The 17,526-nt window shown below is 64.0% G+C and carries 12 protein-coding genes and 2 rRNA genes; 12 read left to right on the top strand and 2 right to left on the bottom strand.

Features of this window, described 5'->3' with window-relative positions:
* From BLT68_RS00625 to BLT68_RS09195, 4 genes are all read left to right on the top strand, one after another.
* Positions 1-1,083, top strand: a 23S ribosomal RNA gene (locus BLT68_RS00625); the annotation flags it as partial.
* 190 nt (positions 1,084-1,273) lie between these two features.
* Positions 1,274-1,390, top strand: a 5S ribosomal RNA gene (rrf, locus tag BLT68_RS00620).
* Positions 1,391-1,873: 483 nt separating this feature from the next.
* A complete protein-coding gene (locus tag BLT68_RS00615) occupies positions 1,874-3,169 on the top strand; it encodes a threonine/serine exporter family protein (protein WP_050695725.1) in 1,296 nt (431 codons plus the stop codon).
* Positions 3,166-3,321 (top strand): hypothetical protein, encoded by a 156-nt coding sequence (locus BLT68_RS09195; protein WP_165603232.1) that lies wholly within the window; start codon positions 3,166-3,168, stop codon positions 3,319-3,321. The genes BLT68_RS00615 and BLT68_RS09195 overlap by 4 nt, the downstream gene beginning before the upstream one ends.
* 468 nt (positions 3,322-3,789) lie before the next feature.
* Here BLT68_RS09195 and BLT68_RS00610 read toward each other — a convergent pair whose 3' ends face one another.
* Complete coding sequence (locus tag BLT68_RS00610) at positions 3,790-5,382, bottom strand: aspartate:alanine exchanger family transporter (RefSeq protein WP_050694542.1); 1,593 nt, start codon at positions 5,380-5,382, stop codon at positions 3,790-3,792.
* A 335-nt stretch (positions 5,383-5,717) separates the two neighbouring features.
* Between BLT68_RS00610 and BLT68_RS00605 the strand changes: the two genes are divergently transcribed.
* The 4 genes from BLT68_RS00605 (at position 5,718) to BLT68_RS00590 (ending at position 11,460) form a co-directional block, all read left to right on the top strand.
* Positions 5,718-7,484, top strand: coding sequence for an acetolactate synthase large subunit (locus BLT68_RS00605; RefSeq protein ID WP_074632424.1), 1,767 nt, complete (start codon positions 5,718-5,720; stop codon positions 7,482-7,484).
* The gene (gene ilvN, locus BLT68_RS00600) at positions 7,484-7,996 is read left to right on the top strand and encodes an acetolactate synthase small subunit (protein WP_050694544.1); all 513 of its coding nucleotides are present in this window, start codon (positions 7,484-7,486) and stop codon (positions 7,994-7,996) included. The genes BLT68_RS00605 and ilvN overlap by 1 nt, the downstream gene beginning before the upstream one ends.
* 2 nt (positions 7,997-7,998) lie before the next feature.
* Positions 7,999-9,024, top strand: a complete 1,026-nt coding sequence (gene ilvC / locus BLT68_RS00595; RefSeq protein ID WP_074632423.1) for a ketol-acid reductoisomerase — start codon at positions 7,999-8,001, stop codon at positions 9,022-9,024.
* 309 nt (positions 9,025-9,333) lie between these two features.
* A complete protein-coding gene (locus BLT68_RS00590) occupies positions 9,334-11,460 on the top strand; it encodes a sialidase family protein (protein ID WP_074632421.1) in 2,127 nt (708 codons plus the stop codon).
* Between the two features lie 188 nt (positions 11,461-11,648).
* On the opposite strand, the gene BLT68_RS00585 is transcribed toward BLT68_RS00590, so the two are convergent.
* On the bottom strand, positions 11,649-12,653 hold the full coding sequence (locus BLT68_RS00585) for a hypothetical protein (protein ID WP_074632419.1): 1,005 nt from the start codon (positions 12,651-12,653) through the stop codon (positions 11,649-11,651).
* Positions 12,654-12,725: 72 nt separating this feature from the next.
* On the opposite strand from BLT68_RS00585, the gene BLT68_RS00580 reads away from it, so the two are divergent.
* The 4 genes from BLT68_RS00580 to infB all read left to right on the top strand — a co-directional run bounded on the left by BLT68_RS00580 (position 12,726) and on the right by infB (position 17,451).
* Entirely contained in the window at positions 12,726-13,196 is a 471-nt protein-coding gene (locus tag BLT68_RS00580; RefSeq protein ID WP_050694547.1) for a ribosome maturation factor RimP, read from the top strand.
* Between the two features lie 6 nt (positions 13,197-13,202).
* A complete protein-coding gene (nusA, locus tag BLT68_RS00575; RefSeq protein ID WP_050694548.1) occupies positions 13,203-14,231 on the top strand; it encodes a transcription termination factor NusA in 1,029 nt (342 codons plus the stop codon).
* A 44-nt stretch (positions 14,232-14,275) separates the two neighbouring features.
* Entirely contained in the window at positions 14,276-14,563 is a 288-nt protein-coding gene (locus BLT68_RS00570; protein WP_321171063.1) for a YlxR family protein, read from the top strand.
* Between the two features lie 137 nt (positions 14,564-14,700).
* Positions 14,701-17,451 (top strand): translation initiation factor IF-2, encoded by a 2,751-nt coding sequence (gene infB / locus BLT68_RS00565; protein WP_074632417.1) that lies wholly within the window; start codon positions 14,701-14,703, stop codon positions 17,449-17,451.
* Positions 17,452-17,526 lie beyond the last annotated feature (75 nt).

Raw genomic sequence — 17,526 nt, 5'->3', positions numbered from 1 at the left:
CCCGGTGCTGGAAGGTTAAGAGGAACTGTTAACACCCCCCGCGGGGTGTGAAGCGGTGAATTTAAGCCCCAGTAAACGGCGGTGGTAACTATAACCATCCTAAGGTAGCGAAATTCCTTGTCGGGTAAGTTCCGACCTGCACGAATGGCGTAACGACTTCTCCGCTGTCTCGACCGTGAACTCGGTGAAATTGCAGTACGAGTAAAGATGCTCGTTTCGCGCAGAAGGACGGAAAGACCCCGGGACCTTTACTATAGCTTGGTATTGGTGTTCGCTTGGGCTTGTGTAGGATAGGTGGGAGACTGTGAAACCATGGCGCCAGCCGTGGTGGAGTCGTCGTTGAAATACCATTCTGGTTCAAGCGGTCACCTTAACCTTGGCCCGTGATCCGGGTTGGGGACAGTGCCTGGTGGGTAGTTTAACTGGGGCGGTTGCCTCCTAAAAAGTAACGGAGGCGCTCAAAGGTTCCCTCAGCCTGGTTGGTCATCAGGTGGCGAGTGCAAGTGTACAAGGGAGCTTGACTGTGAGACCGACGGGTCGAGCAGGTGCGAAAGCAGGAACTAGTGATCCGGCCATGGCACGTGGGTGCGTGGTCGCTCAACGGATAAAAGGTACCCCGGGGATAACAGGCTGATCTTGCCCAAGAGTCCATATCGACGGCATGGTTTGGCACCTCGATGTCGGCTCGTCGCATCCTGGGGCTGGAGTTGGTCCCAAGGGTTGGGCTGTTCGCCCATTAAAGCGGTACGCGAGCTGGGTTCAGAACGTCGTGAGACAGTTCGGTCCCTATCCTCTGCGCGCGCAGGAAACTTGATGGAGGGCCGTCCCTAGTACGAGAGGACCGGGATGGACGAACCTCTGGTGTGCCAGTTGTACCGCCAGGTGCATGGCTGGTTAGCTACGTTCGGAAGGGATAACCGCTGAAAGCATCTAAGCGGGAAGCCTGCTCTAAGATGAGGTTTCCACGCCCCCCCTGGGGGGTGAGAGGCCCCCGCCAGACTAGCGGGTTGATAGGCCAGAGGTGGAAGCACCGCGAGGTGCTCGCGAGCCGACTGGTACTAATTACGGCCGACACTAAACAAAACCCCACACACCCACCCCCACCTGGAACACCAGAAAAAAAAGGGGGGGGCGGGAGCGCGTGTGGGACACACATACGCGAACTGTTCGCAACCACTATGCAAACCACGATCAACCCACCCCCCCCACGCACACCCACGCACGCGCGCGAGCGTTGGTGGCGTGCGGGATCGGTAAGGTTGGACACAAAGTTTGTGGTGGTCATAGCACCGGGGAAACGCCCAGCAACATTCCGAACCTGGAAGCTAAGCCCGGTAACGCCAATGGTACTGCGATCGACAGGTCGTGGGAGAGTAGGACACCGCCACAACACAACCACACAAAAACAACACGCCCCCCACCCCCCCTCCCAGCCAGGAGACCAGGGTGGGGGGCACCCGCATACCCACACACACCAACACGCGCACCCAGAGCGCACACAACACAACACAGCGAACCCAGAGCACACACAACACAACACCAGCGGGCGCACAACCACACCACGCGCACACCCAGAGCACGAGCGCGCGGGGTCGTGGATCCTCCACTACGATAGATTCACTGAAACACACAACAAACACCACCCCCACCCTCTCTCTTCTTTTCTGACTCCTCACACCAACCAACGAGGAACCCCCCAAAACAAAGAAAAGAAACACCAAAACAACACAAAAACCAAAAACAGGGGGGACAGGGACACACAAGAACAAAGGAACAACACACCATGGCACAACAAACACAGGGACCCAACAACCCCAACCGTGGTGAACACCAACAACACAACCACAAAAACGACGAGGTGCTCGCCCAGCGCGTGGCGGCACACGATCGTTTGTCCCATCAGTCTCAGGTTGTTCTACGGTTGGGGCAGATGCTCCTGTCCTTTGGTGCCAGCGCGTATCGCGTGAAAAAGTCGATGGCGGACGTCGCGAAGGCGGTCGGTATTTCGGAACACCGAGCCCAGGTCACATACACTGAGATCATCGCAACCGCTTACGCCAACGGCACCTTTCGTACTGAGCTCGCGGAGCAGCGGCTCATGGGCGTGAACGCGGATAAGATCGATCGCATTAACAACTATGTCGCTTCCTTGAATGGAAAATCCGTTCGAGTCGAGGACGTCTCCGAGGAACTCGACAAGATTGCTCGCGTTCCCGGTCTGTACGACTGGTTCTCAAACGCTCTCGCCTCGGGCCTGGCCTGTGCGGCTTTCGCATTCCTTAACGGCGGGGGATGGGTCGAGTGTTCCGCGGTCGCGGTCGCCTCCTTCTTCGGACAGGCGTTGCGCCGTCAAATGCTCGTGCGCCACATGAATCACTTCGGTGTGTGGATGGCGTGCGGTGCATTGGCAGCCATCATCTACATTCTCCTCGTGGCCCCTGCACAACAGTTCCTCGGCATCGAGAGCACCCACCAGGCCGGGTTTATTTCCGCGATGCTCTTCCTCGTTCCGGGCTTCCCGCTGGTGACGGGACTGATCGACCTCGTGCGACAAGACTTTCAGGGCGGAATCGGGCGCCTCGTTTACGTTGCGATGCTGGTAGCCTCCGCCGGCGTTGCGGTCTGGGCCATCTCCTCGATCTTCGGCTGGTCGGTGACGCCGGTGTATGGCGTGTCCCTGGTGCCGTGGCTTCATTACCTCTTGAGGTTTTTCACGAGCTTCGTTGCCGCCTACGGTTTCGCAATGCTCTTTAATTCTCCGCATCGCGTGTGCTTCGCGGCTGCTTTGATCGGCGCGGTCATCAACACTTCACGCATTGCGCTGGCGCTCGAGCTGCACGTTCCCGTTCCAGCTGCGGTCGGTCTGGCCGCGCTGGCTGCCGGCCTGCTGGCGGTGTTCGTCGCTCGGTCAACACGGTTCTCTCGAGTGACCCTCTCCGTTCCCGCCGTCGTCATTATGATTCCCGGAGTCCCCCTCTACCGAGCGCTCACCTACCTGAATAATGCTCAGACCGACGAGGCGCTGGCCGCCCTCTTCACGGTTCTGTTCACGATCGTCGCCATCGGGATGGGACTGGCGCTGTCACGCATGCTCACCGACAAGAACTGGCTGGTGGAGAAGCAGGAACGCGTGCCCAACCTGTGGGAGTACGAGGAGGAAAACGCATGAGAGTCCAGGTTCAAGTAGCCGTGATACCCCCGAGTGTCAAGGCTGAGTACGAGATCAACCGCGACGAGATCCGAGCCGTCGGTCGCAACATCGCGATCATCTTCGGGGGAATCATCGCCGCTCGAGTCCTGCGTACGCTCCTCAAGCGCTAGGGGGACCCGCAGACGAGGCCGTGGCCGGGAAGTTGGCCACGGCCTCGTTTTGTCTGTGGGGCAGTGGGCGTCGGCACCCATGATGGCTGGCCTGGCGCTCGTTGACGCAATGCAAGGAGGGAGCGGGGAGTCGGTGCTTCGGGTGGACGTGGCGAGGATCACCGGGCCAAAGAGCGCGGGGTGCTGGAGCAATGTCGAGCCCCAGCCAGACCCGGCGCACCGACCCCCCACGTGGGTAAGGCTTCGCTGGACCACGAAGAACACGCGTTGACCCCGCCCACGCGGGTGGCTGTGCTCTTTCGACGATGGCCCTGCCGGTACCAGCGGGGCAAACCACCAACATGACAAAACGAATGGGGCCGACCCGAAGGCCGACCCCATTCGCACGGGCGGGGGAGGATGGGGGTGTGTCCCCGCCCGTTCGCAGGGCGTGCGGAGCGTATCAGACAACTCCGCCGCCATAGCTTGTCACATGCCGCCCAGAATCTGGGCGACGACGATCTTTCCGACCATCGCGACCGGATAAACCAAAGCATACCCCAGTGCAACGCGCGGATCAGCGTTGGTGCGCCCGTTGGCGAAGGCCAGAACCGCCGGCTGTGTCTGCGAGCCACCCAACAGACCGGCGAGCTTCGTGCCGCCCATCTTGAACACCCAGCGCATGGTTACGTAAAGGCCGACAGCCATGATGAGCGTTATGAGAATCCCCAGCAGGAAGATGCGGATCCAGTCGCCCGACGTGAACGCCTCGAGAATCTGGCCGCCGGCCTTGGCGCCAGCCTGCGCGAGGAAGATCAGGAGGCCGACCTCGGCGAGCACCTGACACGTCGTGAAGGGCAGAGCGGTCGCGACAGGGCCGATGCGGCCGATGCGGCCAAAAACAAGCCCGACAATGAGCGTGCCCGCAGCGGAACCGATCGAAAAGTACTCACCCGAGGGGGTCAGGATCGGAAGTTCGCCGATGGCGATGCCGATGGCCATTCCCAGGCCCAGGGCGATGGGGTTGAGGTCCGTCAGGCCTCGTGTCGAATCGCCGAAGAACTTCGTGATCTCGTTCATCTTCGAGGTGGGGGCGACGACACGGACGCGGTCACCTTGCTGCAGGACCAGACCCGGTTCAGCGATCATGTCGACGTCGCCGCGGCGGACACGAGAGATGGTTGCGGAAAAGCCTTTCGCGAGTCCCAACGACGCGACCGTTCGACCAGCGATCTTGGGATTCGAGATCGTCATGCGGCGGAAATCCAGGTAGGAGCGATCCTGCATGAGCGAGTGAGAGGAAGCGTGGCCCAGCTCGGTGGCGGCGCGTGCGACGAGCTCACGGGGACCGACGACGGTCACCAGATCACCCGGATCGAGCGTGTCCGACATCGCCGGCCGGGTGATAGGACCGGTTTCGCCGCGGCGCAGGCGTGAGAACGAGACTTTCTCACCGAGCTTGTCGTAGATGTCGCCGACGAAAGGATGGTCGTCGCGCTCAACGCGGATCGTGCGGTTTGAGAGCGGAGAGGGGGCATCTTTGTCGTGGCGACCGTAGTGCAGGGCCGCCATCGAAGCGACGAGCATTCCGATAACGCCGAACAGGTAGGCGATCGAGTAGCCGACGGTCGCGCGGGCGGGATCGCCGCTGGCCTCGCCTGCGGCTGCCAGCGCGGGAGTGTTCGTCACGGCGCCCGCGAAGGTGCCGGCAATGAGAGGCACGTCCATCCCCATGGCCTTACCGACGTACAGGCCCGCGGTGGCGGCGATGCCGTAGAAAGCAACCATCGTCAGGATCGGGCCGATGGCGCTCTTGAGATTGTGGAAGAAAGAGGCTCCCGAGTTAATGCCGATGGCGAAGGTGAAGAGCGTCAGGCCGAGCGTTCCCAGCTGAGGGGTGACCCGTAACTCGATCCCGTAGGACTGTGCCCAGGCGGCCATGACGATGGCGAAGAAGAGAACGGCGGCGGCGCCGAGACTAATGCCCTTGATTTTCACGTGCCCGAAGGCCATTCCGATGCCGATGAGAAGAAAGAGGAACAGCACCGGCTGCTGACTCAAGATCTCAAAGATCTGTACCACGATGAAGTCTCCGTGTCGTGAATTGCGGTATGAAGGATAAGTCAATTAAACCAGCTGTACGTGCTGTGTGTCTCAGTACGTCGTCCTGAGCGGTGCTGGACCCCTGGCATTCCGCACAATGAGATGGTCCGGAGCGCCTCGTCGTGGGAGAGATACGGTAAGCCCATGCTCAGCGTTTGCGGGATTGGAACCTTCGCCCTGGATATCGTACCCGGGCGTGCGATGACTGCCGCGTAACGAGAGGATGGATCGCACGCCTGTTCCCCGCGTCCGAGGATTTTCCCGGATATGACGGGGCTTTTTCTTTGAGACTGTCCCAACGATTGAGAGGACGAATGGTGAGCGACACCAGCAACACCACCCGGATGACCGGAGCCGAGGCCATCATCGCCACCCTTGAAGCGCTGGGAGTGACCGACGTATTCGGCATGCCCGGAGGTGCAATTTTGCCGACGTACGACCCCATGATGGCCTCGACGGTGATTCGTCACATCCTGGTTCGCCACGAGCAGGGCGCGGGCCACGCCGCAGAGGGATACGCGCTTGCCACCGGCAAGATCGGTTGCGCAATGGTGACATCTGGTCCCGGCGCGACGAACGTGCTGACCGCTCTGGGCGATGCGTGCATGGATTCCGTTCCGATCGTCGTGATCTCGGGGCAGGTAGGCGCCTCCCTGATCGGCAGCGACGCCTTTCAGGAAGCCGACGTGGTCGGCGCGTCGATGCCCGTCACTAAGCACTCCTTCCTGGTGACGGATCCGGCCGAGATCCCCGCGCGCCTGGCCGAGGCCTTTCACCTGGCTGCGACGGGTCGGCCCGGACCCGTGCTGGTCGATATCGCGAAGTCCGCCCAGATGGCGCAGATGGACTTCTCGTGGCCCCCGGAATTGGAGCTGCCCGGATACAGGGTCGCGGACAAACCAAACACGAAGCAGGTGCGTGCCGCGGCTCGCGCGATCACCGATGCGCAAGCTCCCGTGCTCTATGTCGGCGGCGGCGTGATGCGCGCGGGAGCGACGGATGCCCTGGCCGATCTGGTGGAGATCACGAACGCTCCCGTGGTGACGACGCTGACCGCGCGCGGGGCCTTCCCCGACTCCGACCGCCACAATCTGGGGATGCCCGGCATGCACGGCACGGTTGCTGCGGTTGGGGCGCTCCAGCGCGCGGATCTGATCGTGGCGCTCGGCGCTCGTTTCGACGACCGCGTTACGGGGCGTCTGGATTCTTTCGCTCCCCGCGCGACGATCATCCACATCGATATTGATGCCGCAGAAATCTCGAAGAACCGCCGCGCCGATATCCCGATCGTCGCGGATCTCGCGACCGCCCTGCCGATCCTTTCCGAGCATATCGCCCAGGCCCAGGCGAGCAGGAAGGCCGATATCTCAGGCTGGTGGCGCTACCTCGACCGTCTGCGCACCAAGTACCCGATCGGCTGGGCCGAGCCCGAGGACGGGATGATGGCCCCCCAGGAGGTCATCAAGAAGCTGTCCGAGACAGTGGGCCCCGACGCCATCTACGTGACCGGCGTGGGACAGCACCAGATGTGGGCGGCGCAGTTCGTTACCCTGGACAACCCGCGCAGCTTCATCTCCTCATCCGGCTCCGGCACGATGGGGTACTGCGTCCCCGCGGCCATGGGCGCGCAGGTCGGGGTCCCCGACAAGGTCGTGTGGGCGATCGACGGGGACGGATCCTTCCAGATGACCAACCAGGAGCTGGCCACCTGTACGGTGAACAATATCCCGATCAAGGTCGCCCTCATCAACAATTCGGTGCTGGGCATGGTGCGTCAGTGGCAGTCCCTGTTCTACGGGAAGCGCTACTCGAACACGACGTTGAATCCGAGCGAGGGCGAACAGATCCCCAACTTCGAAATGCTCGCCCAGGCCTACGGAATGGCCGCGCGCACAGTTCGCTCTATCGACGAAGTTAACGAGGCCATCGAATGGGCAATGTCCATCAATGATCGTCCCGTCCTCATTGACTTTCGCGTCTCGAAGGATTCGATGGTGTGGCCGATGGTCGCCGCAGGGGTCTCTAACGATGAGATTCGTTACGCCAAGGGAATGGCGCCCGACTGGGAAGGAGAAGACTGATGACAAAACGACACACTCTGGCCGTGCTGGTCGAAAACAAGCCCGGCGTGCTGACCCGTGTCGCCGCGCTTTTCGCCCGCCGCACCTTTAACATCAAGTCGCTGACAGTGGGGGAGACCGAGCACCCCGAATTTTCCCGCATGACCATCATCGTGGATGCCGACTCTGCGCCCATCGAGCAGGTGGTCAAGCAGCTCAACAAGCTCATTAACGTCCTCAAGGTCGTCGAACTCGAACCTGGAGACTCCATCGAACGGCGCCTGCTCATGATGAAGGTTCAGGCGGACGAAACCCGTCGCACCTCGGTCCTGCAGATCGTGGACCTGTTTCGCGCGCACGTCGTTGACGTTCAACCCGAGTCGGTTGTCATCGAGTCGATCGGTTCGCTGTCCAAGCTGGAGGCGCTGCTGCGGGCACTTGAGCCCTACGGCGTCACCGAACTCGTCCAATCGGGTGCCGTGGCGATCGGTCGCGGCTCACGCTCGATCACGGATCAACTGAAGGAGAAATAGCAATGGCTAAGATCATCTATGACGACGGCGCGGACCTGTCGCTGATCCAGTCCAAAAAGGTTGCCGTTATTGGTTACGGCTCGCAGGGCCACGCGCACGCGCTCAACCTGAAGGATTCCGGAGTTGACGTGGTCGTCGGCCTGCGCCCCGGCTCGTCCTCGTGGGACAAGGCAGAGGCCGCCGGCCTGGCAGTGAAGGACGTGCCCGAGGCCGTGGCCGAGGGCGACGTCGTCTCTATCCTGCTGCCCGACCAGGTTCAGCGCTACGTCTACGCCGAGCAGGTTGCCCCCAACCTGAGGGAGGGCGCGGCCCTGCTGTTCGCGCACGGCTTCAACATTCGCTATGGCTACATCGAGGCCCCCGCCGGCCACGATGTCATCATGGTGGCCCCCAAGGGGCCGGGCCACAAGGTCCGCGAGACCTACGTGGAGGGTAAGGGCACCCCGGATGTCGTCGCCGTCGAGGTGGATGCCTCCGGCACGGCATGGGACCTGGTTCTGTCCTACGCGAAGGCGATCGGCGGCACCCGGGCGGGCGTCATCAAGACCACCTTCACCGAAGAGACCGAGACCGATCTCTTTGGTGAGCAGGCCGTGTTGTGTGGCGGCGTGTCGCACCTGATCCAGGCGGGCTTCGAGACTCTGGTCGAGGCCGGCTACCAACCCGAGATCGCCTACTTCGAGGTTTGTCACGAGATGAAGCAGATCGTCGATCTCATCAACGAGGGCGGTATCACCAAGCAGCGTTGGTCCTGCTCTGACACCGCCGAGTACGGCGACTACGTTTCCGGCCCGCGCGTCATCGGCGAGGCGTCGAAACAGGCCATGAAGGATATCCTGTCCGACATTCAAGACGGTTCATTCGCCCGCAGGTTCATCGCCGACCAGGATAACGGCGCTCTCGAATTCAAGGCGCTGCGCGCTGACGAAGAAACTCACCTGATCGAGCGGACCGGCCAGAAGCTGCGCAAGGCTTTCGGCTGGACTGACGCGGATGAGGATTACACCGAGGGCAGCGCCGCGCGCTGATAGTCCTCTACCAATGACGCCAAGCCCCGGCCTCGTCCAAGAGCATCTACGAGGCCGGGGTTGCTCGCGCCCGCGCAATTGACGGATCGGGGGAGGGCGGTGCAGTGGCCGTGAGGGAAACGCCGTCGAGGATGGGCGCGCCAGATCCGCCCGCATCCGCATTGAATGATGGGGGGCAAACAGGGCCGTGGGGTGCTTTTTGTGCGTATAACTGGTTAGCGAGCATCTAAATTTGTATGATGAATCTTGTGGAGAGAGAGTTTCGGCCCACTCACCGCGTACTGATCACCCATCATAGAAGGACCAATGATGACCCTCCGTCACTATGGGCGAGCCCTCGCGGCAGTCTCGGGAGCCGTGCTGCTGTGCGCCTCCCTGGCCGCTCCCGCGCTGGCCGCCCCCGACAACGACACCGCTACCACAGACACCACCACGGCCTCGGAAACCCAAGAAGGTTCGGCCCCGATCACCGTCACCGCCACCCGCACCGACTCCAACGGCGACAAGGTGTACGCCGGTGACGTCATTACCGTCACTTTCACCTACACCAACGAAACCGACAGCGCGCTCACCGCCTTCCCGACGGAGTCCAACTTGTCCGGCGTGCTGCCGCCCAACGCCCCCAACTGCCGGTGGCACAACCTGCCCGCGCACACCACCAAGCAGTGCACGAGCGCCAGCCACACGGTGACCGCCGAGGACGTTGCGGCTGGATCCTTTACCCCCACCTCCACGTGGGCGGCCACCCGCGACCGTGAAGGCAAGGACGTCATCGCCGGGAACATCACGGCCAACGCCGCTCCGATCACCGTTGTCGAGGGAAGTCGCCCCCCGGAGCCCGACCCGCTCGAAACCCCTCGCGACTACGCCATCGGTGAAAAGGCTCGCCTGGCTTCCCCCGGAAGCGCCGGATTCAGTTGCCACCGCATCCCCGCGCTGACCACGGCCCCCAATGGCTGGATCCTCGCCGCGTGGGACGGGCGCCCCGACACCTGCCAGGACGCCCCCCAGGCCAACTCCATCGTCTACCGTATCTCCAAGGATGGCGGAAAGTCCTGGACCCCCATCAATACGGCTATCGCAGGCACGCCCGGAGCGAACAAGGTTGGATACTCCGACCCGTCCTTCGTCGTTGATCGCTCGACCGGAACGATTTTCCTCTTCTCTGTCAAGTCCTACGACGCGGGTCTCTTCCAATCCCAGCTGGGCACCGATCCCGCCGCCCGCAACATCCTGCACGCCCACGTGATTGAGTCCCACGACAACGGCCTCACCTGGGAGAACCCCCGCACCATCACCGACCAGGTGACGCAGGGACACGAAAGCGAGTGGTCCACGCGCTTCGCCTCCTCCGGTGAGGGGATCCAGCTGCGCTACGGCGCACACGCCGGTCGACTCATCCAGCAGTACGCCGTCGCCAAATCCGGCAGCAGGTCCCTGATGGCCGTCTCCGTCTACTCCGACGACCACGGTGCCACGTGGAAGCCCGGCGCCGCCACGGAAGGCAGCGCCGACGAGAACAAGGTCGTCGAGCTGTCCGACGGTCGCCTGCTGCTCAACTCGCGCACGCAGGGCGACGCCGGCCAGCGCCTGGAGTCGATCTCTTATGACGGCGGCCAAACCTGGGGTCCCTTCCGCCACAACTGGGACCTGAAGGATCCGCGCAACAACGCCTCCATCACGCGCGCCTACCCGGACGCCCCCAAGGGTTCCGCGCGTGCCCGCGTCCTGCTCTTCTCTAACGCCAATTCCGACAAAGAACGCGCGAACGGAACAGTCCGCATCTCCTACGATGACGGCTTCACCTGGAACGAGGGCAAGGTGTTCGAGAAGGGCGCGATGGCCTACTCGACCCTGCACGCCCTCAGCGATGGAACCTGGGGTCTCCTCTACGAGTCCGAGGACTACAAGAACATCGAATTTACGCGCCTCGACGCCGCCTACCTGGGCCTCGTCGATCCCGGGGAGGGGCCAGCGCCGGAGGATCCCGGTCCCTCGAAGACCCCTCCGCACTGGGTCAACACCGGCAACGGATGGAAGTGGCAGCTGGAAGACTCGTCCTTCGCGACCTCCCAGACCCTCACCATTGGTAACGCCACCTACCGCTTCGACGCCAACGGCTTCATGGTCACCGGCTGGGACAAGCAGGACGGCAAGTGGAGCTACTTCAACGCCTACGGCGCTCGCGTCAGCGGCTGGCTCCTGGACGCAGGCACCTGGTACTACCTGGACCCCGACACGGGTGTCATGGTTACCGGCTGGGCGCAGGTCGACGGTAGCTGGTACTACCTGGACGCCTCCGGCGCGATGGTCACCGGTTGGCTGCAGCTCGGAGGTACCTGGTACTACCTCGCCTCTGACGGTCACATGGTCACCGGTTGGCATATGATCGACGGACGCTGGTACCGCTTCTCGCCCTCGGGTGCGTGGATCTGATCCACCCTAAGCGGCGGGCCGGGGCCGCGGGGACGCAATCGCGTTTCCGCGGCCTCGGCCTTTGGCGCCCTAAGTCTGGCCGAAAAAAGCCCGCGGGCCGAAGAGCCGCCAGGTGGAAACGGGTCATGCGCGGCACGAGCGGTTACGCCGCCCGCGTTAAAGGTGAGATGGTGCTGTGATGGCGCGCGTCAGCGGGTACCGATGAGCGAGGGCAGGGACGTGCGCGACGCCCACTGCTCGATATCCGCCAGAGCGGCACTGGCACCAGCTGAGCGCACAGAAGCGGAATCGGAGGCCAGCATGGCGGCATCCGCCGCCAACAGGTTGGAAGCCAGAGATGCCGGGTCGAGGGCCTCCAGCTCGCAGCGCGGGGTGCGCGTGTCCGCTGCCCCCGCTCGCAGGGCCGTCTCGGCGCGGGCCAGCAGCTGGCCCGACACGTCGTAGGCGTCGTTCAACGTACCCGCATGTAGCTGGGCCTTCGGGAGCGTGGAAGCCGTGCAATCCCACGTGGCGACCGCGTTCGACAGCTCCGTGGAGGACGCCAGCTCCTTGCCCGAAGGGGCGAAGGCTGACGTCACAGAGGGGGCGTCGAAAAGGTCAATCGACCACGTCTGGACGCCCTGACGAGATGCCGCGTTGATGCGGTCGTTGACGGCCGTGGCCTGTTCCCGCCCCGCATCCAGGTCGATGCCGTACGCCTGGCCGAGCATGACGGCGGTCGCGTAGCGTCCCAGTGCGGACGCCGCGAGGGTGCGCGCCTCCTCCATGGAGGCGCGGTCCGGGTCGGATGCGATTTCCAGGTCGCGCGTCGCCGTTCGGGCCAGCCACGAGACGTAGGCGGACACCTCCGTGGGCGCTTCCGACACGGCGGCAGGCTCCGATTCTCCTTCGGGGGTGGCGCCTCCCCACGGGTCCCACAGGCCGCCGAGCGCCTGTAGGCGTTCATCCGATGCGGACGCGGCCGCCCGAAGAGCCGCCGAGCAGGATGCGCAGTCAGTGGCGACCTGCGCCAGCTGGGACGCGCGGGCGGACGCGGCTGATTCAGTGCGAGCGGCCTGGTCTCGCACGGCCGCGAAGCCGGACAGGGACGGCAGGGACGAGGCGTGGCACGCGGACAGCGCAAGGAGTGCCGCGCCAGTAGCGACGAGGCCGGGGAAGCGACGTGTGGCGAAAGTCAGATTTGCGAAATGCACACCCGCATCATCCCACACCCGCGGGTAAGATAGGTAACTGACCCGCGTACGCGAGAAGAAAGATTGGCGCATATGGCATCGTCCACGTCAGATGGACCGCTTGAGGAGCTGCTGGCTCCCGTGGCCGCACAGTCGGGACTGGAACTGGATTCGGTGAGCCGGTCACGCTCCGACGCGATGCCCCTCCTGCGGGTCATCGTTGATGCTCCGGTCGGTGCGGAGGATATCGACTCGGACACCCTGGCGAGCGTGTCCCGTGCCGTGTCGAAAGCGCTGGATGAGGCTGACCCGATCGATGGCGAATATTTGCTTGAGGTGTCCACCCCCGGAGCCGAGCGCGAACTCACCAAGGTCGGGCACTGGCTGCGCCAGATTGGACGCCTCGTTCGCATCAAGCTTCGCGCGGGGGGATACGTTTGCGGCCGCGTCGTCGATGCCGACGGGACCAGCGCAACGATCGAAGTCGACGGCACAACGACTACCATTGACTATCAGGATATGAGGAAGGCGCGCTCCCGCGTCGACTTCGCAACGGGGAAGTAGGAGACCATGGAAATCGATATGACCGCTCTGCGGATGGTGGAAAACGAGAAGGGCGTCAGCCTCGAGACCCTGGTCGACGCCATCGAAGAGGCGCTGCTCAAGGCTTACCACAACCTGCCTGGAGCAATCTCTGAGGCTCGCATCGAAATCGATAAAAAGACCGGCCGCGTGACCGTCATGGCGATGGACGAAGATGAAGACGGCAACCCCATCGGTGAATTCGACGACACACCCAAGAACTTTGGGCGCATCGCGCAGTCCACCGCGCGTTCCGTCATCATGCAGCGTCTGCGCGACGCAGACGACCAGCGCGTCTTCGGTGACTTTGCCGGCCGTGAAGGTCAGGTCATCACCGGCACCATCCAGGCCTCGCGCCCCGGGCGCCCGACGATGATCCAGGTCTCCGACGACTTCGAGGCCATCCTGCCCGACGGTGAAAAGGTATCCGGCGAGGCCTACCGCCACGGCGACCGCATCCGCGCCTACGTCGTGGGCGTCGAACGCACCGAGCGCGGTCCCCGCGTCACCCTGTCCCGCACGCACCCGAACCTCGTGGCAGGACTCTTCCAGCGTGAGGTCCCCGAAATCCAGCAGGGCCTCGTGAAAATTAGGGCGATTGCTCGCGAGGCGGGCCACCGCACCAAGATCGCGGTTGCGGCCACCCGCGACGGTATCAACGCCAAGGGCGCCTGCATCGGTCCGATGGGGGCGCGCGTGCGCTCCGTCATGGCTGAGCTGGGCGGCGAGAAGATTGACATCGTCGACTACTCCGAAGACCCGGCGCGCTTCGTCGCGAACTCGCTGTCCCCGGCGCGCGTCACCCGCGTTGTCGTCCACTCCGTCGACAACCGCACCGCGACGGCGATCGTCCCGGATTTCCAGCTCTCCCTCGCCATCGGTAAGGAAGGTCAGAACGCGCGTCTGGCCGCGCGCTTGACGAACTACCACATCGACATTCATGCCGACACAGAAACCGGTGACGACGCGACCGCATCGAGGGTCTCCGCTCCCGATGACGTGACAAGTCGCTCATAGAATCTCAGACGAGCAATCCCCCAGCTGGACTAAGCTAGGGGATTGTGTCGTATCCCGTGCTGCCGGTGCCTACTCGTGGGCCCCAGCGCACCTGCATTGGATGCGGCGCCAAAGCGCAGCGATCCGACATGTTGCGGATCGTACGCTCGCCGGACGGTTCGACTCGCGTCGACCGGGCGGCGGCTCTTCCGGGCCGAGGGGCGTGGATCCATCCCGATGCGGGGTGCGTTCAGCGCGCTCGGGTCAGGCGTGCCCTCGCACGCGCCTTCCGAACGGCGGACGTTTCGGAAAACGTGTGGGAAGCCGTGGAGGAGTTGATCACCACCCAGTGATGGCCGTGTGCCATCAACGCCGAGAAAATGGAAGCGGGTTGGAAGCTGATGGGCACCCGATGAGTACCCAGCGATGAGCTGCCAGCAATATCAGTAGGGCGTCTCCGGACCGGAGGCGCTTTCCGGAACGGAGAAATGTGGCAAAATTGCGTGTCCACGAGCTCGCCAAAGAGCTCGGAATCACGAGCAAAGAACTGATGGGGCACCTGAAGGAAGCAGGTGAATTCGTCAAGTCGTCGTCCTCCTCGCTTGAGCCGCCCGTCGTGCGGCAGATGCGCGAGAAGTTTGCGGCGGCACCAAAGACCAAGAAAGCGGAGGCAAAGCCCGCCCCCAAGGTACCCAAGCCCAGCGCGGCAAAGCCCGCTGCTAAGAAGCCTGCGGCCCCCAAGAATGAAGCAGCCGAAGCGTCAGGAACGAAGGCTCGCGCGCCCAAGCCCGGTGCTCCGAAGAGCGCTGCCGCACGCAAGAGTGCCCCCAAGCCTCGCGGCAAGAAACCTGAAGGCGCGCCCAAGCCCGCGCCGCGTCGCTCCGACGGCCCGCGCCCTGCCCGTCCTGGCGGCCCGCGTCCCGGCGGTCCGCGTCCGGGTAACAACCCGTACGCATCCTCCCAGGGCATGCCCCGTCCCGGCGGGCCTCGCCCCGGTGCACCGCGCTCCGGTGGCTCCGGCAGCGGCGGGCCTCGCCCCGGCGCACCGCGCTCCGGCGGCTCCGGCAGCGGCGGCCCCCGTCCCGGCGCACCGCGCTCCGGCGGAAACCGCCCCAACCCGGGAATGATGCCCGGCCAGGCGAACTTCGCGCGCAACGCCTCCCCCGGTAACGGCGGTGGCGAGCGCACTGGTCGCGGCGGCCGCGGTCGCGGCGGCTCGCGTCCCGGGGGCGGCGAGCGCACCGGTGCTCCCCAGAACAACGGCGGCGGCTTCGGTGGTCCCCGCGGAGGCGGTCGCGGTGGTCGCGGCTCCACGCCGGGCGCATTCGGTCGCGGGGGCGGACGCTCGCAGCGCGGACGCAAGTCAAAGCGCGCGAAGCGTCAAGAGTACGAGCAGCAAAACGCCCCCGTCATCGGCGGCGTGTCGATCCCGCGCGGAGGTGGCGCGCAGATCCGCATCCGTCAGGGAGCGTCCCTGGCCGACCTGGCTGAGAAGATTGACGTCAATCCCGCGGCCCTCGTGACGGTCCTCTTTGCGCTCGGCGAGATGGCGACCGCCACGCAATCCCTCGACCAGGACACCTTCGAAGCCCTGGGTGCCGAGCTGGGGTACGACGTCAAGGTCGTTTCCCCCGAGGACGAGGACCGCGAGCTGCTGGAGTCCTTCGACATCGACCTTGAGGCCGAGGAACTTGACGACGCCGACAACATGGCGCCCCGGCCACCGGTCGTCACCGTCATGGGCCACGTTGACCACGGTAAGACGAAGCTGCTTGACGCGATCCGTCACACGGACGTCGTCGACAGCGAGCACGGCGGTATCACGCAGCACATCGGCGCCTACCAGGTGAAGGTCAAGGCAGAGGACGGCACGCCCCGTCGCATCACCTTCATCGACACCCCCGGTCACGAGGCCTTCACGGCCATGCGTGCGCGTGGCGCCCAAGTCACCGACATCGCGATCCTCGTTGTCGCTGCTGATGATGGCGTCATGCCCCAGACGGTGGAGGCGATCAACCACGCGCAGGCGGCCGGTGTGCCGATCGTCGTGGCGGTCAACAAGATCGATAAGGACGGCGCAAACCCCGACAAGATCCGCTCCCAGCTGACCGAGTACGGCCTGGTCGCGGAAGAGTACGGCGGCGACGTCATGTTCGTGAACATCTCGGCCAAGCAGCGCAAGGGTATCCACGAGCTGCTGGAGGCCGTCTTGCTGACAGCCGACGCGGCGCTGACCCTCGAGGCGAACCCGAATACCGACGCTCGCGGCGTAGCCATCGAAGCGAACCTGGACAAGGGGCGCGGTGCCGTCGCAACCATGCTGGTCCAGCGCGGTACGCTGCGCGTCGGCGATTCGCTGGTGGTCGGTTCCTCGCACGGTCGTGTGCGCGCCATGTTCGACGACGCCGGTAACGACGTCTCCGAGGCTGGCCCCTCGGCCCCGGTGGCGGTCCTGGGCTTGACCTCCGTCCCCAGAGCAGGCGACTCGTTCCTGGTTGCATCCGACGACCGCACCGCCCGCCAGATCGCCGATAAACGAGAGGCGGCGGAGCGTCAGGCAATGCTGGCTAAGCGCCGTAAGCGCGTTTCCCTGGAGGACTTCGACAAGGTCCTCGCCGAGGGCGAGGTCGACACCCTCAACCTGGTCATCAAGGGCGACGTCTCCGGTGCCGTCGAGGCCCTGGAGGACTCGCTGCTGCGCATCGACGTGGGCGACGAGGTTGCGTTGCGTATCATTCACCGAGGCGTCGGTGCGATCACGCAAAACGACGTCAACCTGGCGACCGTCGACAACGCGGTCATCATCGGCTTCAACGTCCGACCTGCCGAGCGCGTGGCCGAGATGGCTGACGCCGAGGGCGTTGAGATCAAGTACTACAACGTCATCTACTCGGCGATCGATGATATCGAGGCCGCCCTGAAGGGCATGCTCAAGCCGATCTACGAGGAGGTCGCGCTGGGCAGCGCGGAGATCCGCCAGGTGTTCCGTTCCGGTAAGTTCGGCAACATCGCGGGCTCTCTCGTCCGCTCCGGCACGATCAAGCGCGGCGTCAAGGCGCGCCTGGTGCGTGACGGCGTCGTGGTGGCCGACAACCTCGAGATCGCGTCCCTGCGCCGCGAAAAGGACGACGTGACCGAGGTCCGTGAGGGCTACGAGTGCGGCATCACCCTGGGCTACAAGGACATCGCCGAGGGCGACGTCATCGAGACCTGGGAGATGCGCGAGAAGGCTCGTGACTGATCGCATGGCGACGTGTCGGGGTCCGGGCGTGCGCTCGGACCCCGATCTCTTACCATTAAGTGTTTCTACGAGGGC

Origin of the sequence: Schaalia meyeri (assembly GCF_900105015.1) — a bacterium.
Taxonomy (GTDB): domain Bacteria; phylum Actinomycetota; class Actinomycetes; order Actinomycetales; family Actinomycetaceae; genus Pauljensenia; species Pauljensenia meyeri.
The sequence above is the reverse complement of the archived record's forward strand: the minus strand, read 5'-3'. Positions and strand labels throughout refer to the sequence as shown.